Source organism: Neisseria dentiae, assembly GCF_024580525.1.
Taxonomy (GTDB): domain Bacteria; phylum Pseudomonadota; class Gammaproteobacteria; order Burkholderiales; family Neisseriaceae; genus Neisseria; species Neisseria dentiae_A.
Genome location: NZ_JANIKQ010000001.1, coordinates 293861 through 318591 on the forward strand (window position 1 = coordinate 293861; position 24731 = coordinate 318591).

The following is a 24731-nucleotide window of genomic DNA, read 5'->3' on the forward strand; positions in this document are numbered from 1 at the left end:
GCCGTTTTGCAGCGTAACACGTTCACTCAAACGGCTTCTTCTGCCAATAAGGCTTGCTTGTTTTCAGACGGCCTCGAAACACATCTTCCCCACCGCCCAATTCAAACACCAGCGCGCCCGACAAATCCGTTCTCAGCAATGCCGCGCCGTGTGCTTTCACTCGGTTTTGCACGGCCGCGGCGGGGTGTCGGTAGGCATTGGCAAAGCCGCTGGAAGCAACGGCGTATTGCGGCGACACGGCGTTGAGAAACGCGCCTGCCGACGAAGAATCGCTGCCGTGATGCCCCAGCACCAGCACTTGGCTGTATAAACCCGCACCGTATTTTTCCACCAGCGCCAGCTCGCCGCGCCGCCCCAAATCACCCGTTATCAGCAAAGCCTGCCCGCCCGCCACCGCGCGCAGAACGCAGCTTCGGTCGTTATCCTGCGCCGTTTCGTTTTCAGACGGCCTCAACAGCTCGAAATACACACCGTCCCACTGCCATTGTTTTTCTTCGCAAAACGCTGCCTGCGGGTAAAACTGCGGCTGCCCCGCCAGAATTTCGCGCGGCCGCCCGGCCTGCGCCAGAGCCGCGAAACCGCCGTCGTGGTCGGCATCGTGGTGCGACAACACCAGCGTATCCAAACGGCGTACGCCCGCGGCATTCAAATTGGGCAGAATTTGCGCGGCCGCCGCCGTTTCGGTGCCGGTATCAAACAGCAGATTATGGTTGCGGGTTTGCATCCACACCGACAAACCCTGCCCCGTATCCCACACGGTAACGTTCAGACGGCCTTGTTGCGGCACATTCGGGCGGTAAAACACAAAACCCGCCAACACCAGCCATGCCAACGGCTTCCAGCCCGAACCGCGCGGCAGCAACACGATTAGCGCCGCCACCGCCGCCAGCGGCAACAACAGCGGCGGGGCGGCCGCCACGGCATATTCGGGAGCGCTTTGCGCCACCCATTGCACCAGCCGCAGCGTATATTCGCCCGCCGCAGCCGCCAGCCACTGCAAAGGGGCAAACGGCAGCAGCGAAGCGGCCAGCGCCAGCGGCACCAGCACCCACGAAAACCACGGAATCGCCGCCACATTTACCAACGGACTCAACAGCGGCAGTGAAGCGAACAGACTGCCCAACGCCACCACCGACACCACCGTTACCGCCCATTGCGCGCGCACCGCCACCCTCAGGCCGCGCTCGTTCAGACGGCCTGCCGAAACCCACAACAATGCACCCACCAAACCGAACGACAGCCAAAACCCCGCGCCCAAAACCGCAGCCGGGTCGAACAGCAACACCAACGCCAACGCCTGCCACCACCCCGCCCAAACCGACGCGCCGCTGCCCCGCCACCATGCCCACGCCAGCGCCAGCAGCATCAGCACGCTGCGCTGGGTCGGCACCGAAAACCCCGCCAAACCCGCATAAAACACCGCCGCCGACAAACCCGCCGCCAGCATCCAAAGACGCGGTGTTTTCGGCACGAACGGCAACACGCGCAGCCCGTGTTTCACCAGCCAGCCCGCCAACACCGCCACCATGCTCACATGCAGGCCGGAAATGCTCACCAAATGATGCAAACCCAGCGGCCGGAACGACTGCCACGCTTGTCCGCTCAAAGCCGACTGCTCGCCTATGCTCAACGCCCGCATCAGACCGAGGCCGTCTGAAAAATCCCGACCGTGCGTATCGGTATTCTGCCAGCGGCGGCTGATATGTTCCCGCCACCGCAGCAGCAACGGCGGCCCGCCGCCGGCCAACGCCTGCCGCTCTTTGCCGAGCGTGCCCACGCCGCCGATGCCGCCCGCCAACGCCCACGCTTCGCGGTTGAAGCCGATGCGGTTTACCTCGCCCACCGGCGGCCGCACCCGCGCCTGCACGCGCCAGCGGCTGCCCGCCGGCCAGTCGCGCAACTGGTAGTCGGACAACTGCAAGCGGTAATGCCGCCCGCCGCCGTCTGCCGCTTTTGCGGTAAAGCGCACACGCTTGTCGTCGCGCTGCGGCAAATCCGTCACTTCGATTGTTAAAGGCACCGAGGCTGTTTGAAACAGCGGCCATTGCTTATCAAGCGCCGACTGTGTACGCCAGATGCCGTATAAAGCGCCGCTCAAGCACAGCAGCAGCCACGCCGCCGCCCGAAACCGCCAAGCCAGTACCAGCAGGCACAGCCATACCGCTGCCAATACCGTCCACGACGGTACGGCAGGCAGGGCGAACGAAGCGGCAACGCCCGCCACCCATAAAGGCAGCCACGGTTTCGGCATAGTAGTTTCATATAAAATAATAAATGAAGGTATTATATAAACCGTATAGGCTGCCGGCAATCGGCCGTCTGAAAAAACCAATGGCCGTTATACTCGGACTTAGCCCGAGCATCTCACTTTCTTGAAAAATTTGAGACCTTTGCAAAATTCAACACCACCTGAAAAACCTGATTCCGTCATTCCCGTGTAGGCGGGAATCCAGATGGAAGTATTGAAGTATTGATTAAACAAATATTTGAATGCCAAGCGTCTGGATTCCCGCCTACACGGGAATGACGGGATTTAAACATTTCAGGCGGCCTGAGACCTTTGCAAAAAAAGCCGTTTTAATCCTAAATGTATGATATTTCGTCATACTCAGGCTTGACCCGAGTATCTCTTTTTCTTCTAAAACAAACAGATGCTCGGGTCAAGCCCGAGCATGACACAAGTGTTTTAACCCGAGTATGACGTGTATGCTTTTCTTAAGTTGATCGGCTATATAACAAAGGCCGTCTGAAAATTTTCAGACGGCCTTTTATCAAAAACAAATTTAAAACGTTTAAACCGCTTTAAATCGAGGCATTCACAAACGCAACCAGTTGGCCTTTGGCCAGCGCACCCACTTTGGTGGCGACGTTTTGGCCGTTTTTAAACACCATCAGCGTGGGGATGCCGCGCACGCCGAATTGCGACGGGGTTTGCTCGTTTTCATCGATGTTGATTTTCACCACTTTCAGACGGCCTTCGAATTCGGCGGCCACTTCGTCGAGAATCGGTGCAATCATTTTACAGGGGCCGCACCACGGTGCCCAAAAATCCAGCAATACGGGCACGTCGGATTTCAATACGTCTTGCTCGAAGCTCGCATCGGTAGCGTGTACGATTAAGTTGCTGCTCATAGTGTGTTCCTTTTGACGGTGAATGAAGGTTCATTCGGTTAATTAACGTGGTGTAGCATATGGCCTGGACGGCAAAATTTCAAGAGCCTGCGTGTGCCAATAGTTTTTGTGTATAGTCGGCATCGGGTTTGGCAAACACTTCTTCCAGCACGCCCTGCTCCACCACCTGCCCGTCTTTGAGCACCATCACGCGGTGCGACAGGGCGCGTATCACAGCCAGATCGTGGCTGATGATTATCAGGCTCAAACCGTGCCGCTGCTGCAAACCGGCCAATAATTCAAGAATCTGCTGCTGCCACTGCACATCGAGTGCGCTGGTCGGCTCGTCGAGCACCAGCACCTGCGGCCGCACGATGATGGCGCGCGCAATCGCCAGCCGCTGCCGCTGCCCGCCGGAAAACGCGTGCGGGTAGCGTTCGAGAATATCGTCGGGCAGACCCACCTGCTGCAACACTTCCACCACACGGCGGCGCATTTCGGCGTTGTCCACATCGGGCGCATGCACACCTAAGGCTTCCGAAACGATTTCAAACACGTTCATGCGCGGGTTGAACGCGCCGAACGGGTCTTGAAACACCATCTGCACGGCTTTGCGCGATTGGTTGTTCCACGTTTCGCCGTTGATTTTCAGACGGCCCTCTCTTTCCATCAGATGCATCACTGCTTTGGCCAGCGTGGTTTTGCCGCTGCCGCTCTCGCCGATCACGCCCAGCGTTTCGCCCGCTTTCAAATCGAACGACACCGGCGAAAGCAAGGTTTTCTGCTGATTTTTAAACCAGCCCGCGCGCTCGGGAACGGCCACGCTGATGTTTTCGGCTTCCAACACCGTCGGCGCGCCGGCCGGCAGCGTTTGAACCTGCCGCACCGCGCCTGCGTTAAGCAGCATTTTGGTGTATTCGTGCTGCGGGTTGGCAAACACTTCCGCCGCCGCCCCCTGTTCGACAATCCGCCCGTGGCGCATCACCGCCACATCGTCGGCAAAGCGACGCACCAGGTTCAAATCGTGGCTGATGTAAACCAAAGTCATGTTATGGGCGGCCTGCAAACGCGAGAGCAAATCGAGAATCTGCGCCTGCACCGCCACATCGAGCGCGGTGGTCGGCTCGTCGGCAATTAAAAGCTTAGGCTCGGCCGCCACCGCCATCGCAATCATTGCCCGCTGCCGCTGCCCGCCCGAAAGCTGAAACGGGTAGGCAAAGGCTTTTTCTTCGGGATGCTGTATGCCCGTTTCGGCCAGCAGCTCCACCGCCCGCGCCCATGCCTGTTTGGCGTTCAAGCCCAGATGCAGCGACAGCACTTCGGCAATCTGTTTGCCCACGCGCATCACCGGGTTGAGCGCCGTCATCGGTTCTTGGAATACCATACCGATTTCTTTGCCGCGCAATTTCTGCAATTGGCGCGGGGTTTTATCGAGCAGGTTTTCGCCGTTGAAATTCAGACGGCCTGTTAACGACACAGCGGGATTCAGCCGCATGATACCTTGCGCCAGCACGGTTTTACCGCTGCCGCTTTCTCCCACCAGCGCCAGCTTGCGCCCTTCGTGAACCGCCAGATTGATGCCGTGCAGCACTTGGCGGCAGGGGAAAAATGCATTCAGGTTGTCGATTTCGAGGATTGGGTTCATAAGCATTATTTTTCAGACGGCCGTTTGTGCCGGATATAGTGAATCCACTGAATTTCCATTACAGCGTTGCTGCGCCTTGCCGTACTATCTGTACTGTCTGCGGCTTGCTGCCTTGTACTGAAAATGTGTGGATTCACTATAGGTTTCAAGTGTTATTTGCCGAAAGAAGCCGGGCTGTCCAAAGGGCTATTTCAAAAAAGCCGCCGCCACGGCCACCACCGTCATCGCAAACAGAATCTTGCGCAAGATGTCGGGCGAAAGTTTCAGCGCAATTTTCACGCCTATCATCGAGCCGGCGGCATTGCCTGCCGCCAGCACCAGGCCGACGTCCCACCAAATCTGCCCTCTGGCGATGAACACGGCCAGTGCCACCACGGTAAACGCCAGCGTACACACCAGTTTCAACGCATTGGCTCGCAACAGGTTGTAGTGCAGCAAGCCGGCCAAAACAGGCAGCAGCAAAAACGCGGTGCTGGCCTGCACGAAGCCGCCGTAGATGCCGACTGCAAACAGCAACGCCGACGCTCCGCGCGTTTCGGTCACTTTTTTCTCTTGCGCGTTTTGGGGCGGCAGCAACAATTGCGGTTTGAGAAAGGTTAAAGTTGCCACGCCGAGAATGCAGGCCAGCAGCGCCGGCTTCAAAATTTCATTGGGCAGCACCGAAGCCAACACCGAGCCGGCCAGCCCGCCCGCAACCATCGGCAGCAAAATCCCACGCAAATCATGGGTGGGCAGCGCACCCGCTTTTCTGAAGCCGCGGATACCGGCCAACGATTGGAAAAATATGCCGACGCGGTTGCTGCCGTTGGCGATGTCGGGCGGCAAACCGAACGCCATCAGCAAAGGCAGAATCAGGTTGGAACCGCCGCCCGCCAAAATATTGATGATGCTGGCCACGATACCCAACGCAGCAACAGCCAGATAGTGCCACAGGCTTAAATCCATATTGTAAATAAAATCCAAACAGTTACCCGAAGTTTATCTGCCGTTATCCATCTTGAACGTCTGCCGTACCATTCTGAGACCTTTGCAAAACCCCCAGATGTGGATGCAGTTCAAGGCGTAGCAGCGCAGCGAGCGCAGACATAACATGGAGTTAGGCAAGCGAGCGAGCAGCGCACAACGCAGAAATGCGCCGCAGATGGGGGTTTTGCAAAGGTCTCATCCTGTGTAAACGGGCAATAACAGCTGCCGGGTGTTTCAGACGGCCTTAGCCGCCGGCCAGTTGTCGAGGCCGTCTGAAATGCCGAACTTCGTCAAACCCGGCTTGACCCGAGTATCCCGCCTCGCCGGTATTGACTGGAAAACAAAAGATGCCCGGGTCAAGCCCGAGCATGACGTTGAGTGTTTCAAGGTGTCGAAATAACTTGCAAAAATTCCGCCTAAGTGAATTTTGCAAAGGTTACCCTTTTCAGACGGCCTTACCCGTTGCTTGTCATTACCTGCCCTACCGAACCCGCGTTATCAGGCATATTCTTGAAACACCGAGCGCACGCGTGCCAAGTCTTCGGCGGTATCCACCCCTGCGGCGGGCGCGGTTTCGGTGATTTCCACCGCAATCGGATGGCCGTGCCACAACACGCGCAACTGCTCCAGCGATTCGTCGGTTTCGTGCGGCGACGCGGACAGGCCGGCGTATTGCTGCAAAAAGCCGGCGCGGTAGGCATAAATGCCGATATGGCGCAAAGGGGAAAAACCCGCGGGCAGGGCTTGCGGGGAAGCGGCTATCGCATCGCGCGGATAGGGAATCGGCGCGCGGCTGAAATATAACGCGTTGCCTGCGGCGTTCAACACCACTTTCACACAGTTCGGGTTGAGAAATTCGGCCAAATCGCGAATGGGATGCGCGGCGGTGGCCATCGGCACTTGGTTTTTCACCAACAACGCGGCGGTGCGGTCGATTAATTGCGGGTTAATCAGCGGTTCGTCGCCCTGCACGTTGACCACCACGGTATCCGGCGGCAGGCCGAGCTTGGCGGCGGCTTCGGCCAAACGGGTGGTACCGCTTTCGTGGGTGGCCGCGGTCATCACGCTGGCGATGCCGTGCGCTTGGCAGGCGGCGGCAATGTCGGCGTGGTCGGTGGCCACAATCACGCGTTCGGCGGCGCTTTTGGCCGCCTGCTCCGCCACACGCACCACCATAGGTTTGCCGTGGATGTCGGCCAACGCTTTTTCGGGCAGGCGCGACGACGACAGCCGCGCGGGAATCAAAACGGTAAACGCGCTCATGCGTGCAGCTCTTCTTCGGTTAGCTCGCGGGCTTCGTTTTCGAGCATAAAGGGGATGCCGTCTTTAATCGGATAAGCAAGTTTGCTCTGGCGGCACCACAATTCCTGCTTGTCTTGTTTGTATTCCAGGCTGCCTTTGCATACGGGGCATACGAGGATATCTAGAAATTTCTTTTCCATATCGGGGTTGGCTTTCCTGTTAGTTGCAGGTGTTTTTGCCGCAAATAGCCTGATTGATTTCGCGCTGCATTTTCACGCCGTTTTTCTGCTGGAACGCCTGCATTTTCGACTGCATCACGTTCATCATCGGGTTCATGGTCGCTTCGAGGTATTGCGGCATTTTGGCGGTGATCGAGCGGCCTACGGGTGAGCCGTAAAACGCAATCATCGCGTCCACTTCTTCCTGCGTGTAAACTTTCTGCACGCCTTCCACCGCCACACGGCGGATTTCGGCACGGGTGCTTTTCTCGCCTACTTCGCGCATATAGTCGCTCATATAACGGTTGATGATGCTTTGCACTTTTTGGCGTTTATCTGCCGGAACATCGGGCATAGACTGCTGCACCGACGCAGCGGCGGCGGCCGGCATGGCCTTGGCGGTGTCGTCCATCATTTTGTCGAAGTTCTGCACGTCGAACAGTTTTTCTACCGAAGCCTTGCTGGCAGGCGCGGCTTGGGCCAAACCTGCGGCCACGCACAATACCGCCGCACACATCAATCGGGTTTTCATATTTATCATCCTTTTTTTCCAGTTCAAATCTTCAGACGGCCTGCAACAAAAGCCGCCAAATCGGGATCGATTATCGCACAAACAGGCAGCACCCACACGTTTTCCCACGGGCCGTCTGAAAGTTTCACCGCATCTTTTTCGGTAACCAGCACCACATCCGCCTGCGGCAGATCGGCGGCAGACAAAGCTGCATGGTCGGGCAGCGCCCGCATTTCGGCCAATACGACACCCAAGCCGCGCAGGGTGTTGAAAAAGCGTTCGGGCTTGGCAATGCCCGCCACCGCCGCCACACGCAGATGTTTCAGACGGCCTGTATCCAAATATTCGCCCGGGCGGTTGAAGCGGTAGATTTTTCCTGCCTGCAAGCGGCTGTAAAATATGTTTTCATGCAGGTGCGCCGTATCTTCCCCGCCCGTGCCGCCGCTCAACACCACCGCATCCGCCGTTTGCAGGCGGCCCAAAGGCTCGCGCAGGCCGCCGTTGGGCAATAAATCCAAACTGCGCCGGCCCGCATCGGCGGCGGGAAACACCACGATTTCCAAATCGCGCCGCAAAGCATAATGTTGCAGGCCGTCATCGGTAATAATCAGCTTGATGTCGGGGTGCGCCGCCAGCAACGCCCTGCCCGCTTCCGCCCGGCTGCTGCCCACCGCAACGGGTGCGCCGGTTTGGCGGTAAAGCAGCAAAGGTTCGTCGCCCGCCTCCGCCGCCGTGCTGCCGGGCTGCAACACATAAACGCCGCTGCCCGTGCGCCCGTAGCCGCGGCTGATAATGCCCGCTTGGATGCCGCGTGCCTGCAAACCTTTTACCAGCGCCGACACCACCGGCGTTTTACCCGCCCCGCCTGCGTGGATGTTACCCACCACCGCCACAGGCACAGGCAGTTTTTCGCTTTTCAGACGGCCCGCCAGATACAACCGTCTGCGTATGCCCGAGGCCGTCTGAAACAGGCGCGACAAAGGCCACAGCAGCACGCTCAAAACCGGATTGGGCTGCTGCCAGTGGCGTTCGATGATTTGATGGAGTTTGGGCATTCAGACGGCCTTGTTGAATATTTATTGATAAGTGATTTTCCCGGTCTCGCCGATGGTAAATTTTTTCTGTGCAGTCAAAACCTGAATCAGTGTTTCAATTTGCTGATCTTGTAGTTTTAATGTGGCTTTAAACGAATTTACCAATGCTTTTTTACTTGTAGGCTTGTTTTGGGCACATTTTGTAAAAAACTGATTAGCCGCCTGTATGATTTTTACGTCTTCCTGATTATTAACGATAATAGGTTGTGCCGGCTTCCCAGCAGGGACAGTAAACGGTGCATATTCGATTTTATCGCCCGCCTGCTTCAATATCTGCTTTTTCTTCAAATAAGTAATCAAGGTGTCTATATCATTATCTGCCAAATCATAATAACAACCCGCTGCCTTCGCTCTTATTACATTTTGTAGGGCCGTTACGGTTTTTGCTTTAGAGGCTTTAACCTGCTGAGTTAGAATTTCCAATAATTCTTCATGATTTACAAAATGATAGCTTAACAAGCCGTTACTTTCAGGTTTAATGAATCCTTTTGTTCCAGCTTGGCAACAATTTCTTCCGCTATCTTATGCTTTTCTTTCAAATCCAAACTTCCAAGCTCTTCACATAAGATAAATTTATGGATTGCCGAAATCAAATTGCCCCTACTGTGGGGACGGAAAACATCTTTTTTCATTAATGCCTGTGCAACTTTCTTTTGGCACTCCCCTATAAGCTTAATATCTTGATGCGGTAAGATTTCTGCTGCAATAGTACAACTAGTTACCCCATCGTTTTGTAAAAAAGGGGAGGCAAGCAGCATTTCTTCCGGCCTAAGTGCTTCCTCCAAACTGCCCAACCTCACAATACCACGGCAAAGATATCCGGTTTTCAAGTGTTCAACCAACACATCGAAACCACCATCGCGCGACAAAATACACACCAACGCATTTTTGTCTTGCTCTGTAATTTTGCCCAAATAATAAGCAAGGTAGAAATCCAACGCATTTTTTCCCGTTTTAGCCACACGCACAAAATGAACGTTTTTACCGAAACGGCACAAGGCTTCACACAGTTCTACCGACAATGCTTTTTGTTGCAACTTGCCCAAAAACAACCAGATATGGCAGTTTTCATCATCCAACCCATTCAATTGCATAGGCTCAGGTTGAACGTTTTCAAAGTCAATCAAGATATGTTTCATCTTTAATACCCCTTAGTAAAAATATTTGATTAACACAACGAGGCCGTATGAAAAATAATTTCCACAACAGCATTGATATTTTTGTTTTATTTCTTCAAATATCTGTAAATAACATATTCACAGATAACCATCAAAATGCTTTCAGACGGCCTGCATCAAGACATTTGGCCGCTGCTTATAAGTGCTTGCCCGCATACGGCTTGGGCAATTTTTTCAGTATATTCCGTTTTACCCCACTCGCCCGGCTCGGGTATGCCGTTACGGGTTTCGCGAATATTGGCCTGTAGGCGTTTTTGGCAGTCAACCAGCACGGGCCAGGTGTGGGCGCTCATACGCCGTTCGAAAAAATACAGGTTGGCCTGTATGATGTTTTTATCGCCGTTAACCGCCAGCAGTTTACCGGTATCCACCGCCACAAAGCGCAATATTTGCGGTTTGTAGTAGCTCCAGGGTTTATAGGGAGCGGTTTCTCCTATTTCGGCCACCACAACCGTGCCTTGCGGCAGCAATGAGCGCGTGTGGCCGTACCATGTGTATTCGCTGTATATCTGAAACAGCAGCATACCCAAGCCTGCGCCTGCTGGCACCAGCCATTTCGGCATTTTTCTAAAAAAGACACGCAGGCCCAATACGATGCCGGCGGCACCCAAACCTGCAAAAACTGTGGCGATTAGTTCCCAAATCATGATGTGCTCTCTAATTCGGCGGAAATTCCGCCTGATATTTTTAATTTTAGGGTCTGTGCGGCAGCCCCGTTTGGCAAGGTTTCGATATTATATAGCGAAAAAACTTTATTTCTGCCACGGTGTTGCTGCGCCTTCGCTCAAAGAGAACGATTTTGTAAGCCGCTAAAGCGGCAACAGAATCGGTTCCGTACGACTGTACTGTCTGCGGCTTGCCGCCTTGCGGCAGAAATAAGTTTTTCCGCCATAGTCGATTACATTTCAATCAGAACAAAGCGGCTTGCGCCTTGTATCGCAAATGTGCAAATCTACTAATGAATCACTACTGTGTTAGGGAAAAATTCGGGCTTCCCGAAAGAAGCCCGATAAAGCGAGATTTAGTGGTCGATGGCCTGTCCGGCACCGCGCGGATAGCGAACGCTTTCCACCAAATCCTGTACGTCTTGCGGCGGCGCTTTGCCTGCGGAAGAAACCACAAACGCCACGACAAAGTTGAGAATCGCACCTACCGCACCAAACGACAAGGGTGAAATACCGAACAACCAATTGGCTTCCACGTTTTCAAAGTTATTGGTGCCGGGGATAAAGAACCAGCCCATATACAAGAAGATATATACGCAGGTGGAAATCAAGCCTACCAGCATGCCGGCGGTTGCACCCGTACTGTTGATGCGTTTCGAGAAAATACCCATCATCAAGGCGGGGAAGATGGAGGCGGCTGCAATACCGAATGCCAGCGCCACCACTTGTGCGGCAAATCCGGGCGGGTTGATGCCCAACCAAGTTGCCACCACAATCGCCAACGTCATGGATACGCGGGCTGCCATCAGTTCGCCTTTTTCCGAAATATCGGGTTTCAGGGTTTTCTTAATCAAGTCGTGCGACACGGCTGAAGAAATTGCCAACAGCAAGCCTGCTGCGGTGGAAAGTGCAGCTGCCAAACCGCCCGCTGCAATCAGACCGACAACCCAACCCGGCAGATTGGCGATTTCAGGGTTGGCCAATACCAGAATGTCGTTGTTCACGGTCAGCTCGTTACCTTGCCAGCCGCGCTCTGAAGCTGTGGCTTCAAAAGTTGCGGATTTGTCGTTGTAGTATTGGATATGGCCGTCGCTGTTTTTATCCTCAAACTTCAGCAAACCGGTGGCTTCCCAGTTTTTCATCCATTCGGGGCGGGCTTCGTAGCTCAAGGGCTGCTCTTTCACGCCGCTCGGATAAACGGTGTTGATCAAATTAATGCGTGCCATGGAGCCTACTGCGGGAGCGGTGGTATAAAGCAACGCGATAAACACCAACGCCCAGCCAGCAGATGAACGCGCATCGGACACTTTCGGCACGGTAAAGAAACGGATAATCACGTGCGGCAAACCGGCGGTACCGATCATCAGCGACAAAGTGAACAGGAACATATTCAATTTATTGGGCACATCTGCGGTATAGGCCGCAAAGCCCAAATCGGTTACCAGCAAATCGAGCTTTTGCAGCAACGGCATACCTGAAGCAGTATCCGTGCCGAACAAACCCAACGGCGGAATAGGATTACCGGTTAAATTGAAAGAGATGAATACCGCAGGAATGGTATAGGCAACGATTAACACCACATATTGCGCAACCTGCGTATAAGTAATCCCCTTCATGCCGCCCAACACCGCGTAAAACAGCACCACCACGGCGGCAATCAAAAGGCCTGTCGTGTTGCTTACTTCTAAGAAGCGGGAAAACGCTACGCCGGCACCGGTCATCTGACCGATAACGTAAGTGGTCGAAGCGATCAGCAGACATGCAACTGCCACCAAACGGGCGGTGCGGCTGTAGAAGCGGTCACCGATAAAATCGGGCACGGTAAATTTGCCGAATTTACGCAGATACGGAGCCAGCAGCAAGGCGAGCAGCACATAGCCGCCCGTCCAGCCCATCAGATAAGCCGAGGCGCCATAACCGGTCATCGCCAGCAAGCCCGCCATCGAAATAAACGAAGCGGCACTCATCCAGTCTGCCGCGGTTGCCATGCCGTTCAACACAGGATGCACGCCGCCGCCGGCAACGTAGAACTCTTTGGTCGAACCGGCGCGCGCCCAAATCGCAATACCGAAATACAACGCAAAAGACGCGCCAACGAAAATCAGGTTAATCACAAATTGGCTCATGGTCTCACTCCTCGTGTACGCCGTATTCTTCGTCAAGCTTATTCATTCTCCACGAATAAAAGAAAATAATGGCGATGAAGGTCAGAATAGAACCCTGCTGGCCGAACCAGAAGCCCAAATCCGAACCACCTATTTGAATGCCTGCCAATGCGGGACGCAATATAATGGCAAACCCGTAAGAACATATAGCCCACACAATCAGGCAGGTCATAATAATGCGGACGTTCGCTTTCCAGTAACCGACGGCATCATGTTTATCGGTAGACATGATTGTTTCCTCCTTGCTTTTTCAGATTTCTTCTTAGATAAAGGGCTGATATGACGGGAAATACTTAAATTTTCCGGAAATATCAGCTATTTGAAACAAACCACAAACTGTTGCACCATGTAGTTTCAGGTGCAGAATAGCATAGATTAAACCTATTGCAATACACTTCTTTACAAATCTTTTGTTTTTAAAATTAATCTATTGATTTTTAAATGAATAATGTATATAAAAATCATTAATTTATTAAAATTAAATAAAAAAAGCATAAGCAAAATTTATCAAGCCAAAAAAGAAATTTGATACTAAAATGCAACATATTGATTTTAAAAAATAATAAAATTACATAAAAATTACACGGAACAACAATCGGCATAATGCAGCACTTCCGGCATAATATTGCGTAAAAGGCCGTCTGAAATATTTTCAGACGGCCTTTTATGTGTGGATTCCAACGGTGTTTACTTACCCTGCTTCGGCAAGATAAAACGCATTCGCAAACCGTTGGGGCGTATGTTTTCGGCTATGATTTTACCGCAGTGCTGATGGATAACGTGCTGGGTAATCGCCAAGCCCAAACCGGTGCCCGGTTTGTGTGCACTGCTGTCGGCACGGTAAAACGCAGTAAAAATATGCGGTAGCTGCATTTCATCTACGCCCGGGCCGTTATCGGTAACATCCACCAACCAGTTTTTGGCATCTTGGTGTAGAAACACCTTAATCGTGCTGCCTTCGGGGCTGTAGGCCATGGCATTGCGGATAACGTTGTCGAAAGCGCGGTAGAGAAACCCCTCGTTGGCATGCAACTGCGCGGTTTCCGGCACTTTTTCGATTTCAAGCAATACTTTTTGGCCGTTTTGTTCTGCAACGGCCTGACTGTCTTCCACCAATTGCGTGAAAAACGGCACCAGTGCCAGATTGTCTTTTTCTAAAGACATATTCGATGTTTCCAAACGCGAAAGCGTCAGCAGCTCGCCCACCAGCGTATCCATACGGGTCAGCTCGCCCTCCAAGCGCTTCAAATACTGCTCCTGCTTTTGCGGCTGCGACTGAATCAGGCCGACAATCGCCTGCATACGCGCCAGCGGCGAGCGCATTTCATGGGAAACGTGGTGCAGCAAATGGCGTTCTTTGGCAACCAGTTTCTGCAATTGAGCCGCCATTTTGTCGAACTGGCCGGCAAGTTGCGAAAGCTCGTCGTCGCGGTCGTCCATCTGCTGGGCAATACGGGTTTCCAAATCGCCCGCAGCCAAGCGGTTCATGCCGAACCCCAACACACGGATGGGCTTGATGATGTTGTTGGTGAGAATATAGGCCAACAGCAAACCTACCAAAATGATAAACGAAAGAATGATAAATTCGTGCCAAATCGGTTTCAGATGCAGGCCGGGTATGAACAGCGGGCTGGGCAGGCGCTGGATTTGCTGGTTGTCCCAGTTGCGGATAAAAAACAGATATTCTTCGCCCCAACGGTCAAACTCGATGCGCGCCAATCCTGAATTAGGGTACTCAGTAGCGAATGCTCGTGCCTCTTCAATTATTTTTCCTTCTACTTGACGATTCAGAATATCTTTCTTTTCATCACCGATGACTATGAATATATTTTGTACAACAGAATTACCTTTCCACTCATCTAAAATTTCACGCGCCCCTTGCTCTCCGCGTGCTTTGAATGCAGAAACGATGCTGCTCATCAAGGTAGTTTCGATGGTGCGCCGCTGTTGGAAATGGTTTTCGGCTATGGTGTTCTGAACCAGTAAGAAAGAGAAACTCGCCACGAATATGGCGCAGATTATGACTGCGCAAAACGTGGCGAATATGCGTTGAAACAGTTTCATTTAGCTGTTTATCTTTTCATCAGTTTTTCACAAACAGGTAACCCAAGCCGCGCACGGTTTGAATTAGGGAGGCATCGCCCAATTTGTGGCGGATGCTGGAAATATGCACGTCGATACTGCGGTCGAACTTGGCCAATTTGCGGTCGAGCGCTTCAACCGACAGGGTTTCTTTGCTCACCACTTGGCCGGCATGGCGCATCAGCACTTCGAGCAGGTTGAATTCGGTGCTGGTCAGCTCCAGCGGTGTGTCTTTGATTGTTGCCTGCCGCTTGGCCGGATACAGCACGACATCACTCACCGAAATGCTGTTGGGGCTGCTGGTTTGCTCGCCCGATTGCTGTGCGCGGCGCAAAATGGCGTTGATGCGTGCCAACAGTTCGCGCGGGGTGCAGGGCTTGGGCACATAATCGTCGGCGCCCATTTCCAAACCGATGATACGGTCGATATCGTCGCCCTTGGCAGTTAACATAATCACGGGAACGGTGCTTTGGTTGCGCACGTTTTTCAATACGTCCAAGCCGTTCATTTTCGGCATCATCGAGTCCAACACGACAACATCGTATTGGCCGGATAAAATTTCCTGCACGCCGGCTTCGCCATCGGGCACGCTGTGTACGCTCAAACCTTCGGCCGTTAGGTATTCGGTTAACAGCTCGGTTAACAAAGCATCATCATCTACCAATAATACGCGACTCATGGTCTGTCCTTTATATGATTGCTGTGGCAGCCGCCTGCTCGGGCGGCCGTTGGATATGCTGCGAATCTTAACATGCAAATCGTCTTTGTTGATAGCGTGTGTTTCTATGCTTTTGCGCTTTTTTGCAATGCTGCCGACGGCCTTTACATTTCAGACGGCCTGTTTACAGAGCAGTAAATTATTAAATATCACATTGTTTTTCTTTAGGATATTTTTCATTAAAATCTTTACATACTGCTTTAATCTGCGCTTCCAGCGGCATCAGGAGGCCGTTGCTGCGCATCTTTTCTGCATAATACGGCATCATAAACGGATAATAAAGATAAACTTTGCGCAGCCATTCGCGCGCTTCAGCCTCTTTGCCCATACGGTAGCTGTAGAACCCAGCCTGATAGGCATTGGAATACGGGCGGAACAGCAGGGCTTCGGATGCGGCTTCCTCCGCCCACGGCTGCAATACTTCGTCGGCCGGGTTGGCGCGGCGGGTCAGCGACAGTTGGGCGTAATAACGCAACATGGGTTCGGTTTCGGCAATCCGGTTCAGACCGCTGATTTTTTCTGCCGCCTGTTCCACGGTTTCGCCTTTGGGCTGGCGGTCAAAGGCCGTCAGATCGGTGTAAACAAAGCCCAGGCGGACGATGCCCACCAACAAAAACACTGCCAGCACCGCCCCGCCGATATTGTGTCTTTTAACCGATTGCAGGCCGTCTGAAACATCGCTTTCGCGCGCGGGCGACAAGCTCATCATTAAGGCGAACGGGGTGAGGAAATAAATATACCAGAGCGGGTATTCCAGCATACTGTGGCAAAGCGATACGGTCATCATCGCCAGCAACAGCAGCGAAGCGGCGTTTGCAGGCCGCTTTACCATACGCCACACAACCGCCGCAAACCCGAGCGCCACGGCCAGCGTTCCGGCCAGCCCCGTTTCGGCCAGCAATTGGAAAAACAGGTTATGCGAATGGGTAAACAGCACGTTCAGATGATTGGGCGTAAACTGCCCCGTTTCGGCATGTGCCAAAAAACCTTGCAGCGCATAACTGCCCCAACCGCGCCCCCACAACGGTGCCGACAAAAACACCGCCCAAGCCTTGCGCCACTCCACCTCGCGGGCGGAACCGCCGAAACTGCTGCCTTCAACACGTTCCAGCGCCGTGTCGTATTGCACGCCCGAAAACAAATCGAGCAGCGGGCTGATGCCGAACTGCACCGCCACCGTCATCACCAGCGTGAACAACATCACCGACACAATGCGGTTGGCTTCGCGCCCCGCCAATATCCGCCAAAACGGCAGCAGCAGCCCCACGCCCAGCACATAAGTGAAAATCGTGCGCGAGTTCACCAAACCCAAAGCGGAGGTGAGCACCAATACCGCCAGAAAACCCAGCCAGCCGGGCATTCTGCGCTGCGCCCACAAATACGACGCTGCCAACGTGCCCCACATCAGATAATGCCCCAAATGGTTGCGCTGCCCGAGCTGGCCGCTGATTTCGCGCACGCCCCGGTAGGCCACTATGCCGTGGAACATTTCCGCCGACGCCCAGCCGGTAAACTGCAACAGCACCACCGCCGCCTGCACCAGCGCGCCGCCGAACAAAACCCACGCCAACACCGACACCACCCGTTCCTGGCCGAAGCCGGCCACCCAGCCCCGGCAGGCCCATGCCGCCAGCGCCAGAATCACAAACGATGCCGTTACCATGTCGTTCATGCCCGGGTAAAGCAACCCCATCACCCGCGCCTGCAACCACCAAAACGCAGCCAACGCCAGAAAATACACGCCCGCCGCCGGCACTTTCACATTTAAACGGCCCGACAACGCCGTTAACAGCAGCAGCATCACCGCGCCGGCCAGCGAACCGGCTTCAAGATAAAAGCTCGACAGCGGCCCCACACGGTAAAGCGACACAAACGGTGCCACGCAAATCCAAATAAAGCAAAACCACAACGGCCACAAACGCATGGTCCACACCGTTTCGCGGCCGTCTGAAAACGAAATCTCTCTAAACATTCCCAACCGCCTTACGCTGTTGTTTCACATAAGCCAAACAGGCAACGAAAAACGCCGCCGAACACAACAATGCCGCCCCCGCGCAGGCGCGGCTCGCCGCCGAAGCATCAAACAGACGCACCACAGCTTCGGCAAAATACGGCAAAACCAGCAGGCTGCTGTATTGAAAAGTATAAACCCTGCCCTTGAGAATACCGGCCAGCGGCAGGCACAAAGGCAGCGTCTTCACCGCCAGCCAAGAGCCGCCTGGCCGCAGCGGCGCCAGCCACAATTCCCAGGCGAGGCTGATAAAAATCAGCGCCAGCAGGCTGCCAACGGCCAATTTATGAGGCCGGCTTTTGCCGGCGGCGGGTTGTTGTGCATCCATTATTTTAGTTTCCAACATCATTCGGCGTTCCGGTCGGGCCGTCTGAAAAATTCGAGCTTATTTTCAGGCGGCCTAATCGGGTTAGTTAGTTTTCAGGCAGAAAAATTCCCATCTGCTCAAAAACCCCATATTTTTTAGCCCTATGTCATAAACAAAACACAATAAACCAAACCGCCTGAAAACTTTTCAGACGGCCTGAAACACATCAGTCGGCGGCGCTTTCCGCTTCCTGCCGCAACGGCACGGGTTTCACAAAGCGGCAGAACCACAACCCCGCCTCATAAAGCAAAATCAGCGGCACCGCCAGCAGCACCTGCGAAATCACGTCGGGCGGCGTAATCACGGCGGCCACCACAAACGCCCCCACAATCACATACGGGCGGGCGGCTTTCAATTGTGCAACCGACACCACGCCCATGCGGTTGAGCAAAACCACCACCACTGGCACTTCAAACGTGGTGCCGAACGCCACAAACATCCCCAACACAAAAGAAAGGTATTTGTCGATATCGGTGGCCATGTTCACGCCCAACGGCGTTACGCCCGCCAGAAATTTAAACACCACCGGAAACACCAGAAAATAAGCGAACGCCATGCCGCCGAAAAACAGCACCACGCTGGAAAACACCAGCGGCATCACCAACCGTTTTTCGTTTTGGTAAAGCGCGGGCGCCACAAACGCCCACACCTGATAAAGCGTATGCGGCAGCGTCAGCAGAAACGCCGCCATCAGCGTTACTTTTACCGGCACGAAAAACGGCGCAATCACATCGGTGGCAATCATGCTGGTGTTGGCCGGCAGCGTGGCCATCAGCGGCTGCGCCACAAAGGTATAGAGCTTCTGCGCAAACGGCATCAGGCCGAAAAAGCACAGCAGCATCACTGCGGCAATCCACATCAGGCGGCGGCGCAGTTCGATCAGATGCTCAACCAGCGGTTGGGAGGGTTGTTCGATTTCAGACACCGTTCACTCACTTCTTGCGCACGCGCAACTGCGGTTTGGGGCGGTGGCGCGGGCGCATATCGCGTTTGCGCCGCATCGCCTGTTTATGCAGAGAGGCCGTCTGAAAACCGCCGCCGACAGATACAGGGTTTTCAGACGGCGCCAAATAAGATGCCCAAGCCGCTTCCCGCCCCGCTTCGGGCAAACCCGCACCGGCCAGCGGCCTGCCGTGTTCGTCCACGCCGAAATCGGCGGGCGTGCGCTGCTCGGGCACGCGCTCCCACGGTTTGAGGCCGCTCGAAATCTCGTTCAGGCTGCTTTGCGCGCTTTCGCCCACGCTGCCGATTTCGGTGCGGAGGTTTTCGGCGGCCGATTCGAATTCCTGCTTGGCTTTACGCAGCTCTTCCATTTCCACCTGCGCGCTCAACTCCTGCTTCACGCTGCCGACCATGCGCTGCACGCGGCCGACCAGGTTGCCCGCCATACGCGCGGCTTTGGGCAGCCGCTCGGGGCCGAGCACCACCAACGCCACCGCGCCGATCAGCAAAAGCTCGCTAAAGCCGAAATCAAACATGGTTTAGGCCGATTTGTTGTCGTCTTTTTGATGCTCGATCACATCGTCTTTTTTGGCTTGGCCGGCTTCGTTGCCCTCGTTCAGGCCCTGTTTGAAATCGTGCACCGCGCCGCCCAAATCTTTGCCGACATTGCGCAGTTTTTTGGTGCCGAACACCAAAACCACGATCACCAGCACAATCACCCAGTGCCAAATAGAAAAGCTGCCCATTGTTAATCCTTTAATTTCAATTGCTTCAATAATGTTTCAGACGGCCTGACGCACTTTATGCCGGCCGCCCCAAAATATGGATATGCAGGTGGAACACTTCCTGCCCGCCGCCTTTGCCGGTGTTGACTTGGGTTTTGAAACCGTTGGTCAAGCCCGCCGCTTCGGCGATTTGCGGCACTTTCATCATCATTCTGCCCAACAGAGCCTCATGCTCCGGCTGCGCGTGCGCCAGCGAATCGAAATGCACTTTCGGAATCAGCAGCAAATGCACGGGCGCGGCGGGGTTGATGTCTTTGAAGCACAGCATTTCGCCGTCTTCATACACCACCGATGAGGGAATTTCTTTGGCGGCGATTTTGCAGAAAATACAGTCTGTCATCAGAGATACTCCAATTATTTTTGAAAGAATTACAGGCCGTCTGAAAACAGACTTTCAGACGGCCTGCATCTCACAAGAATACGGATTGTAATACAGTTTCAACACGCGAAGCTATTTTTAAACCGAAGCCGTTTTCAAACTGCTCCGGGCGTTAACCTTCCTTCCGCGCGGCTTTCTCCGCCAGCCCCGACAAACCCTGCCGGCGCGCCAGCTCGTTAACCACATCCTCCACCCGCAGGCCGTGGTGCGCCAGCAGCACCTGCGTGTGAAACCACAAATCGGCCACTTCATACACCAAATGCTCACCCCCGCCGTCTTTCGAGGCCATCAGCACTTCGCCCGCCTCTTCGATCACTTTTTTCAGGATTTTGTCGCCGCCTTTGTGCAGAAGTTGGGCAACATAAGACGTTTCGGGGTTTTGCCCCTTGCGGGAATCAATCACGTTTTGGATTTCAATCAGCACTTGTTCGGTCATTTCTCGCTTCCATTTCAGGAAAATATTAACTTTTCAGACGGCCTTAACCATGCGGTTTGCCGTAAATTTCCGTTTCGCTTTTCAGCACCGCATCCGCCGTTTGCCATGCGCCGTTTCGCCACACGCGGTAGAAGCAGCTTTCGCGGCCGGTGTGGCAGGCGATGCCGCCCGCCTGTTCGATCAGCATCACCACCGCATCGCCGTCGCAGTCTAACCTAAGTTCGTGAACTTTTTGTGTATGCCCCGATTCTTCGCCTTTCATCCACTGTTTTTTACGCGAACGGCTGTAATAATGGGCAAAACCCGTTTCGGCGGTTTTTTGCAGGGCTTCGGCGTTCATCCACGCCACCATCAGCACGCGCAGGGTTTGCGCGTCTTGCGCGATGGCGCACACCAAACCGTTGGCGTCGAATTTCACGCTTTCCAATAATGCTTGCGACATGGTTGCTCCTTACTCATCATCTTTCAATAGATTAACCAAACTCCGGTAATTTTTTCACATAATCACTGTCCCCAAATGCGCTATCTCCATAAAAAACGCGGCACAATAACAGGTTGCTGCGATATTCTTTTTTTCCGGCTAGTTTAAACGGCATATGCTCCAAAAAAGCATACCTTTCAAATAAATCCTGATACGGCCTGTATGACTCCATATCTTGACAGATAATATAAACTGCCAAAATTTGCAATATCCTTAAATCTATCGAAGCCCTGGCAATATTGCTATATCTTTTTTCCGTTTCCGAACATTCCTGCGCTTCTTCCGCCGATAAACTGCGAATAAATTTTAAGATTTGATATAAAAGAAGAGAAAATTGTTTAAACTCTGAAAAATATTCATTTATATACTCTTTCGATCTAACTAGCTCACCTAAAAAATCTGGATGTAGGTTAACTTTATCACCATAAAAAACATAAATACCAAACAATTCATCATACATGGAATCTTTATAACTCTGAAAACGATCAGTATCACCATCGATGCAAGGTTGTCTATCGGGAAAAGATAACTTAAATGGTATTGCATTAGTTACATGAGTAGATAGCTTATTTAACAAATCCAACATTGAAAAAAAAGTTGATTCAAATTGTTGAATTTGAAATATTTTAGATTGCTCAGCCAATGCCTGTTCGGAGTTTTCTTGGGCTTTAGCACTTCTGGCCAACTCCTCCCTTGTTGCCTTCAACTCTTCTGTTTGCAACTTAATCGTATATAGCAATGCAATAAAAGTAGCAAAGCCGAATATCGGATTTAGCACGCCGCCAATATAGTCTCCAAACTGCCCCCATTGCTCGGGGGATTCGCTTAATTCTCTACTGCCAAAATTATCGTAGTAAAGAACTAAAATGGGGGCAACCATCAGCAAAATAAAAATAAATGCAATTAAGCCTATCAGCCCCTGATACCATTTGATTTCGGGTGTATCGCTTCCTGTTTTTTCTTGTTTTTCATCCATAACAAATCAATCCGCAAATTATCCCAAACAGCCTTAACTTCTCGCCCGCACATCAAACGCATGGCGCAGCCCCTCGCCTATCATCACCAACAGCAGCAGCATCACCGTTAATGCGCCCACGGCGGATAAACCTATCCACCAGGCGTCGAGGTTGTCTTTGCCCTGCGCCAAGAGTTCGCCCAGGCTGGCTTGCGAAGCGGGCACGCCCAAGCCTAAAAAGTCCAAACTGGTGAGCGCCAGCACCGCGCCGGAAATGCGGAACGGCAGAAACGCCAACACGGGCGTGAGGCTGTTGGGCAGAATGTGCCGCCACATAATGCGGCCGTTGGAAACGCCCATGCTTTTGGCAGCCAACACATAATCGGCCTGGCGGTTTTTCAGAAACTCGGCGCGCACGTAATCCGAAAGCCCCATCCAGCCGAACAGCGACAGAATCACCAGCAGCACCAGCAGGCCGGGGTTGAAAAACGACGACAAAATAATCAGCAGGTAAAGCTCGGGCAGGCCGCCCCAGATTTCGAGAAAGCGCTGCATCAGCAAATCGACCCGCCCGCCGAAATAGCCCTGCACCGCGCCCGCCGCCACGCCGATCAGGGTGGTTACGGCGGTGAGCGCCAGCGCAAACAACAGCGAATCGCGAAAGCCGTACACCAGCCGTGCCAGCACGTCGCGGCCGCGGTCGTCGGTGCCGAGCCAATGCCTTTCAGACGGCCCGGCCGGATCGGGCTGCGTGTCGAATTCGTTTAAGGTATTGGCGGCATAAGGGTTGGGCAGATACACGGCATAATTGCCGCCGGTGGTGATGTTGCGGCGCACCAGCGGGTCGAAATAATCGGCGGGTGTGTCGAAATCGCCGCCAAACTCGGTTTCGTTATAAGTGTTGGCTAGCGGAAAATAATAGCGGCCGTCGTATTTCACCCATAAGGGCTTATCGTTGCTCCACACGGGCGCCAGCAGCGCCACGGCAAACAGCACCGAGAGCAGGCGCAACGCCAGCCAGCCGCGCTTGTGCTGTTTGAATGCCTGCCAGGCTTGGGAAGAGAATATTTTCTGCATGGTGTGTTGGTATGGTTGCGATAGGCCGTCTGAAAGCGTTTCAGACGGCCTGCGGTTTATTTCTGCCCGCCGAAATGGATGCGCGGGTCAACCCAGGAATACGAAATATCCGACAGCAGTTTCGCCAGCAGCCCCATCAGGGTAAACACATACAGCGTGCCCATCACCACCGGATAATCGCGCTTCATCACCGCTTCGTAAGAAAGCAGCCCCAAGCCGTCGAGCGAAAACAGGGTTTCTATCAGCAGGCTGCCGGTGAAAAACGCGCCGATAAAGGCGGCGGGAAAACCGGTAACCAGCGGGATCATGGCGTTGCGGAAAACGTGTTTCCACAAAATCTGCCGCTCGGGCAGGCCTTTGGCGCGGGCGGTGTAAACATATTGGCGGCGGATTTCTTCGAGAAACACGTTTTTGGTGAGCACCGTCATCACCGCCAGATTGCCCGCCACCGAAGCGGTAACCGGCAGCGCCATGTGCCAGAGATAGTCTTTGACTTTGGCCGCCGTGCCGAGCGTTTCCCAATCGTCGCCCACCAAGCCGCCCTGCGGAAACCAAGCGAAAAAGCTGCCGCCGCCGAAAAACACCAGCAGCACCAAACCCAGCACGAACGGCGGCACGGTATAGCCGACCAACACCACCGCGCCCGACACAACGTCGAACCGCGAACCGTCGCGCACGGCTTTGGCAATGCCTAAGGGAATACAGATGAAATAAGTGAGAAAAAACGTCCACAAACCCAGGCTCATCGACACCGGCATTTTTTCTTTCACCAGCTCGAACACGGTTTGATGGTGGAAAAAGCTTTCGCCCAAATCAAAGCGCACGAAGCGGCCGACCATTTCGATAAAGCGCGTGAGCGGCGGTTTGTCGAAACCGTATAGGGCGTTGAGTGCGGCCATATCCTCCGCACTCAGGCGGCCGCCGCTTTTGAGCATGCCGCCCGCCGCAGCCGTTTCGCCACCCGCACCGGTTTGGGTGAGCTGCTGCACCATCTGCTCCACCGGCCCGCCGGGCACGAATTGGATAACGGCAAACGTTACCGCCAAAATGCCCAACAGCGTGGGTACCAGCAGCAGCAAGCGTTGGAAAATATAACGCCACATCGCGCGTCTCTTTATAAATACGGTTTGGAAAATGCGGGCATCTTATCAAGATTAAGGCCGTCTGAAAACGGAAAACCGCAGCGCTTAAACACGCTGCGGCCGGATTCTGAAAACAAACGGTGCGAAAGCCGCAAGCCGTTATTTGCAGTTTACGCCTTGGATTTTCGGGCTGTCGCCGTTGCCCACCTTGAATACGCACTTGGTGGCGCTGCTGCCGGAAACGGTGAGGCTGCCGCCGGCCAGATTCAGGTTAACCGGCTCTTTCACCCCCATGCTCACGGCGGTGGCGGCGAGTTTCTGCACGTTGTCTTGAGTGTAAGGTGTGTTGTTAGAAGCTACTTTGATTTCTTTGGCCGCATAAGCATTGGCGCTAAGGGCAAGCGCGGCAACGGCAGACAAGGCAAAGAATTTGGTTTTGTTCATGAAAGTGTTTCCTTTGGATAATGGCGCGATACATACGCCGGTGTATGCAGAATAGGGGCAAACGGCGGCGGCGGCAAGCGGCGGGGTGTTTTTTACGCTGCGCTGTTGCAATCTGGTGCAGATTTACATAAGTTTTCGTGATACTGCTTTCATTTTAAACAAAAATTTCAGACGGCC

At 53.6% G+C, this 24731-nt stretch carries 27 protein-coding genes and 1 pseudogene; all 28 read right to left on the bottom strand.

The features are described from left to right. Window positions 1–22: 22 nt before the first annotated feature. Entirely contained in the window at window positions 23–2251 is a 2229-nt protein-coding gene (locus NQ012_RS01525) for a DNA internalization-related competence protein ComEC/Rec2 (protein ID WP_257065710.1), read from the bottom strand. A gap of 551 nt (window positions 2252–2802) precedes the next feature. After that, window positions 2803–3132, bottom strand: a complete 330-nt coding sequence (trxA, locus tag NQ012_RS01530) for a thioredoxin TrxA (protein ID WP_085366690.1) — start codon at window positions 3130–3132, stop codon at window positions 2803–2805. 79 nt (window positions 3133–3211) lie between these two features. Then, window positions 3212–4762 (bottom strand): ABC transporter ATP-binding protein, encoded by a 1551-nt coding sequence (locus NQ012_RS01535; RefSeq protein ID WP_373566622.1) that lies wholly within the window; start codon window positions 4760–4762, stop codon window positions 3212–3214. Window positions 4763–4942: 180 nt separating this feature from the next. Then, window positions 4943–5719, bottom strand: a complete 777-nt coding sequence (locus NQ012_RS01540) for a sulfite exporter TauE/SafE family protein (protein WP_257065712.1) — start codon at window positions 5717–5719, stop codon at window positions 4943–4945. Window positions 5720–5744: 25 nt separating this feature from the next. Continuing rightward, window positions 5745–5912, bottom strand: a pseudogene (locus NQ012_RS01545) (lipoprotein signal peptidase). Window positions 5913–6220: 308 nt separating this feature from the next. After that, window positions 6221–6985, bottom strand: coding sequence for a 3-deoxy-manno-octulosonate cytidylyltransferase (gene kdsB / locus NQ012_RS01550; protein WP_257065713.1), 765 nt, complete (start codon window positions 6983–6985; stop codon window positions 6221–6223). Next, window positions 6982–7164, bottom strand: a complete 183-nt coding sequence (locus NQ012_RS01555) for a Trm112 family protein (protein WP_085366693.1) — start codon at window positions 7162–7164, stop codon at window positions 6982–6984. Before NQ012_RS01555 ends, kdsB begins: the two co-directional genes overlap by 4 nt. Window positions 7165–7183: 19 nt before the next feature. Beyond that, the gene (locus tag NQ012_RS01560) at window positions 7184–7714 is read right to left on the bottom strand and encodes a DUF2059 domain-containing protein (protein ID WP_257065715.1); all 531 of its coding nucleotides are present in this window, start codon (window positions 7712–7714) and stop codon (window positions 7184–7186) included. Between the two features lie 23 nt (window positions 7715–7737). Further along, window positions 7738–8748 carry a tetraacyldisaccharide 4'-kinase gene (gene lpxK, locus NQ012_RS01565; RefSeq protein ID WP_257065717.1) on the bottom strand — a complete coding sequence of 337 codons (1011 nt, stop codon included), beginning with the start codon at window positions 8746–8748 and terminating at the stop codon, window positions 7738–7740. Between the two features lie 21 nt (window positions 8749–8769). Further along, window positions 8770–9246 (bottom strand): hypothetical protein, encoded by a 477-nt coding sequence (locus tag NQ012_RS01570; RefSeq protein WP_257065718.1) that lies wholly within the window; start codon window positions 9244–9246, stop codon window positions 8770–8772. Next, the gene (locus NQ012_RS01575; protein WP_257065719.1) at window positions 9240–9926 is read right to left on the bottom strand and encodes a PIN domain-containing protein; all 687 of its coding nucleotides are present in this window, start codon (window positions 9924–9926) and stop codon (window positions 9240–9242) included. Before NQ012_RS01575 ends, NQ012_RS01570 begins: the two co-directional genes overlap by 7 nt. A gap of 155 nt (window positions 9927–10081) precedes the next feature. Continuing rightward, entirely contained in the window at window positions 10082–10612 is a 531-nt protein-coding gene (locus tag NQ012_RS01580) for a hypothetical protein (RefSeq protein ID WP_257065720.1), read from the bottom strand. Window positions 10613–10986: 374 nt separating this feature from the next. Then, window positions 10987–12756: a sodium:solute symporter family protein gene (locus NQ012_RS01585; protein WP_257065721.1), complete on the bottom strand. Its 1770-nt coding sequence runs from the start codon at window positions 12754–12756 to the stop codon at window positions 10987–10989. Window positions 12757–12760: 4 nt separating this feature from the next. Then, on the bottom strand, window positions 12761–13024 hold the full coding sequence (locus tag NQ012_RS01590) for a DUF4212 domain-containing protein (protein ID WP_257065722.1): 264 nt from the start codon (window positions 13022–13024) through the stop codon (window positions 12761–12763). A 458-nt stretch (window positions 13025–13482) separates the two neighbouring features. Further along, window positions 13483–14859 (bottom strand): HAMP domain-containing sensor histidine kinase, encoded by a 1377-nt coding sequence (locus tag NQ012_RS01595; protein WP_257065723.1) that lies wholly within the window; start codon window positions 14857–14859, stop codon window positions 13483–13485. A gap of 19 nt (window positions 14860–14878) precedes the next feature. Further along, window positions 14879–15556, bottom strand: coding sequence for a two-component system response regulator MisR (misR, locus tag NQ012_RS01600; protein WP_085366700.1), 678 nt, complete (start codon window positions 15554–15556; stop codon window positions 14879–14881). Window positions 15557–15737: 181 nt separating this feature from the next. Continuing rightward, a complete protein-coding gene (locus NQ012_RS01605; RefSeq protein WP_257065724.1) occupies window positions 15738–17567 on the bottom strand; it encodes a PglL family O-oligosaccharyltransferase in 1830 nt (609 codons plus the stop codon). Further along, window positions 17560–17934 (bottom strand): DUF2069 domain-containing protein, encoded by a 375-nt coding sequence (locus tag NQ012_RS01610; protein ID WP_257065725.1) that lies wholly within the window; start codon window positions 17932–17934, stop codon window positions 17560–17562. Before NQ012_RS01610 ends, NQ012_RS01605 begins: the two co-directional genes overlap by 8 nt. Before the next feature lie 205 nt (window positions 17935–18139). Next, a complete protein-coding gene (gene tatC / locus NQ012_RS01615; protein WP_257065727.1) occupies window positions 18140–18898 on the bottom strand; it encodes a twin-arginine translocase subunit TatC in 759 nt (252 codons plus the stop codon). Window positions 18899–18905: 7 nt separating this feature from the next. Next, window positions 18906–19451: a Sec-independent protein translocase protein TatB gene (gene tatB, locus NQ012_RS01620; protein ID WP_257065729.1), complete on the bottom strand. Its 546-nt coding sequence runs from the start codon at window positions 19449–19451 to the stop codon at window positions 18906–18908. Window positions 19452–19454: 3 nt separating this feature from the next. Further along, on the bottom strand, window positions 19455–19661 hold the full coding sequence (gene tatA, locus NQ012_RS01625) for a Sec-independent protein translocase subunit TatA (protein ID WP_085366704.1): 207 nt from the start codon (window positions 19659–19661) through the stop codon (window positions 19455–19457). 55 nt (window positions 19662–19716) lie between these two features. Next, window positions 19717–20040 (bottom strand): histidine triad nucleotide-binding protein, encoded by a 324-nt coding sequence (locus NQ012_RS01630; protein WP_257065733.1) that lies wholly within the window; start codon window positions 20038–20040, stop codon window positions 19717–19719. A gap of 151 nt (window positions 20041–20191) precedes the next feature. After that, complete coding sequence (locus tag NQ012_RS01635; RefSeq protein ID WP_257065734.1) at window positions 20192–20515, bottom strand: phosphoribosyl-ATP diphosphatase; 324 nt, start codon at window positions 20513–20515, stop codon at window positions 20192–20194. Between the two features lie 43 nt (window positions 20516–20558). Further along, the gene (gene hisI, locus NQ012_RS01640) at window positions 20559–20957 is read right to left on the bottom strand and encodes a phosphoribosyl-AMP cyclohydrolase (protein WP_257065735.1); all 399 of its coding nucleotides are present in this window, start codon (window positions 20955–20957) and stop codon (window positions 20559–20561) included. 31 nt (window positions 20958–20988) lie between these two features. Beyond that, window positions 20989–21972 (bottom strand): putative phage abortive infection protein, encoded by a 984-nt coding sequence (locus NQ012_RS01645; RefSeq protein ID WP_257065736.1) that lies wholly within the window; start codon window positions 21970–21972, stop codon window positions 20989–20991. Between the two features lie 33 nt (window positions 21973–22005). After that, window positions 22006–23028 (bottom strand): ABC transporter permease, encoded by a 1023-nt coding sequence (locus tag NQ012_RS01650; protein ID WP_257065738.1) that lies wholly within the window; start codon window positions 23026–23028, stop codon window positions 22006–22008. 56 nt (window positions 23029–23084) lie between these two features. Then, window positions 23085–24131 (bottom strand): ABC transporter permease subunit, encoded by a 1047-nt coding sequence (locus NQ012_RS01655; protein WP_257065740.1) that lies wholly within the window; start codon window positions 24129–24131, stop codon window positions 23085–23087. A 138-nt stretch (window positions 24132–24269) separates the two neighbouring features. Continuing rightward, window positions 24270–24554 (bottom strand): hypothetical protein, encoded by a 285-nt coding sequence (locus NQ012_RS01660; RefSeq protein WP_085366715.1) that lies wholly within the window; start codon window positions 24552–24554, stop codon window positions 24270–24272. Between the last annotated feature and the right edge of the window lie 177 nt (window positions 24555–24731).

Excerpts from the sequence above, each read along its gene's own strand:
- NQ012_RS01525 (WP_257065710.1), bottom strand. The coding sequence starts at position 2,251 with ATGCCGAAACCGTGGCTGCCTTTATGGGTGGCGGGCGTTGCCGCTTCG.
- trxA (WP_085366690.1), bottom strand. The coding sequence starts at position 3,132 with ATGAGCAGCAACTTAATCGTACACGCTACCGATGCGAGCTTCGAGCAA.
- NQ012_RS01535 (WP_373566622.1), bottom strand. The coding sequence starts at position 4,762 with ATGCTTATGAACCCAATCCTCGAAATCGACAACCTGAATGCATTTTTC.
- kdsB (WP_257065713.1), bottom strand. The coding sequence starts at position 6,985 with ATGAGCGCGTTTACCGTTTTGATTCCCGCGCGGCTGTCGTCGTCGCGC.
- NQ012_RS01555 (WP_085366693.1), bottom strand. The coding sequence starts at position 7,164 with ATGGAAAAGAAATTTCTAGATATCCTCGTATGCCCCGTATGCAAAGGC.
- NQ012_RS01560 (WP_257065715.1), bottom strand. The coding sequence starts at position 7,714 with ATGAAAACCCGATTGATGTGTGCGGCGGTATTGTGCGTGGCCGCAGGT.
- lpxK (WP_257065717.1), bottom strand. The coding sequence starts at position 8,748 with ATGCCCAAACTCCATCAAATCATCGAACGCCACTGGCAGCAGCCCAAT.
- NQ012_RS01575 (WP_257065719.1), bottom strand. The coding sequence starts at position 9,926 with ATGAAACATATCTTGATTGACTTTGAAAACGTTCAACCTGAGCCTATG.
- NQ012_RS01580 (WP_257065720.1), bottom strand. The coding sequence starts at position 10,612 with ATGATTTGGGAACTAATCGCCACAGTTTTTGCAGGTTTGGGTGCCGCC.
- NQ012_RS01585 (WP_257065721.1), bottom strand. The coding sequence starts at position 12,756 with ATGAGCCAATTTGTGATTAACCTGATTTTCGTTGGCGCGTCTTTTGCG.
- NQ012_RS01590 (WP_257065722.1), bottom strand. The coding sequence starts at position 13,024 with ATGTCTACCGATAAACATGATGCCGTCGGTTACTGGAAAGCGAACGTC.
- NQ012_RS01595 (WP_257065723.1), bottom strand. The coding sequence starts at position 14,859 with ATGAAACTGTTTCAACGCATATTCGCCACGTTTTGCGCAGTCATAATC.
- misR (WP_085366700.1), bottom strand. The coding sequence starts at position 15,556 with ATGAGTCGCGTATTATTGGTAGATGATGATGCTTTGTTAACCGAGCTG.
- NQ012_RS01605 (WP_257065724.1), bottom strand. The coding sequence starts at position 17,567 with ATGTTTAGAGAGATTTCGTTTTCAGACGGCCGCGAAACGGTGTGGACC.
- NQ012_RS01610 (WP_257065725.1), bottom strand. The coding sequence starts at position 17,934 with ATGGATGCACAACAACCCGCCGCCGGCAAAAGCCGGCCTCATAAATTG.
- tatB (WP_257065729.1), bottom strand. The coding sequence starts at position 19,451 with ATGTTTGATTTCGGCTTTAGCGAGCTTTTGCTGATCGGCGCGGTGGCG.
- tatA (WP_085366704.1), bottom strand. The coding sequence starts at position 19,661 with ATGGGCAGCTTTTCTATTTGGCACTGGGTGATTGTGCTGGTGATCGTG.
- NQ012_RS01630 (WP_257065733.1), bottom strand. The coding sequence starts at position 20,040 with ATGACAGACTGTATTTTCTGCAAAATCGCCGCCAAAGAAATTCCCTCA.
- NQ012_RS01635 (WP_257065734.1), bottom strand. The coding sequence starts at position 20,515 with ATGACCGAACAAGTGCTGATTGAAATCCAAAACGTGATTGATTCCCGC.
- hisI (WP_257065735.1), bottom strand. The coding sequence starts at position 20,957 with ATGTCGCAAGCATTATTGGAAAGCGTGAAATTCGACGCCAACGGTTTG.
- NQ012_RS01645 (WP_257065736.1), bottom strand. The coding sequence starts at position 21,972 with ATGGATGAAAAACAAGAAAAAACAGGAAGCGATACACCCGAAATCAAA.
- NQ012_RS01650 (WP_257065738.1), bottom strand. The coding sequence starts at position 23,028 with ATGCAGAAAATATTCTCTTCCCAAGCCTGGCAGGCATTCAAACAGCAC.
- NQ012_RS01655 (WP_257065740.1), bottom strand. The coding sequence starts at position 24,131 with ATGTGGCGTTATATTTTCCAACGCTTGCTGCTGCTGGTACCCACGCTG.
- NQ012_RS01660 (WP_085366715.1), bottom strand. The coding sequence starts at position 24,554 with ATGAACAAAACCAAATTCTTTGCCTTGTCTGCCGTTGCCGCGCTTGCC.